Source organism: Cupriavidus sp. WS (assembly GCF_000395345.1).
GTDB lineage: Bacteria > Pseudomonadota > Gammaproteobacteria > Burkholderiales > Burkholderiaceae > Cupriavidus > Cupriavidus basilensis_B.
In genome coordinates this window covers 1-769 of record NZ_AQPL01000664.1, presented here as the reverse complement: position 1 = coordinate 769, position 769 = coordinate 1, and the positions used below count along the sequence as shown (strand labels likewise).

1 protein-coding gene is annotated in these 769 nt (G+C 68.3%); it reads right to left on the bottom strand.

The genetic code is table 11. The features are described from left to right. On the bottom strand, positions 1-769 hold a 769-nt coding region (locus K206_RS40505; protein WP_043367952.1), incomplete at both ends, for an ImcF-related family protein.

The window sequence follows — 769 nt, the reverse complement described above, 5'->3', positions numbered from 1 at the left end:
GTGATGCGGGCATCGGTAGACCAGCGTCGTACCAGTTGCGGGGTCAGAAAGGCCGGGTCGGCACGCTCGGGGGCGGCCAGCATCAGGTAGGTCTTGAGGCCTTCGTGACCGCCCAGCGCCCAGCGGCTGGTCTGCTCGTCCAGCATGTCGGTGCGCATCTGCGCGAGGTCCACCAGCGACGCCTCGAGGTCCTGTTGGACCGGCGTTGCCAGCAATCGGCGACTGGCCTGCGCGTAGGGCTGCCACAGGGCGTCAAGCACGGCTGGGTCGCGGTTCAGGCCAAAGCGGGTCGCGAGCGGTGCGTGATGCTGGGTACGGTATTCGTAGCGCTCGATCTGCTGCTGCAGGGCAAGCAGTGCGCGCAGACGTTCGGCGGCATTCGGGGCCGATTGGATGCCGGTCACGGCCTGCCCGGCGACGTGCATGTCGCGGCCATTCAGTACGCCAGACACTAGCATGCCGGCGCTCCACAGGCCGATGGCCGTCAACGCCAGAGTGGAGCACACCGTGACCGGATGCCAGCCGATCCGGCGGCCCGGTTGGCGGCGGGCGGCTTCGCCCAGGTACTGCCAGAGGGGCAAGTCGGTACCAGGCTCGTCGTCCGCATCGGCAGCAGAGCCCGGATATGGGGCGAACACAATGCCGCTGAGCGGGAGGCGTCGGCGTTGACTGCTCACCAATCCACCGATCCAGTCGGCGAGCACCGGGCCGCGCGTGTCGAGCCGCTGGGAGAGGGCTCCCATATAGCGGTCACGCCCGTTCTGGATCA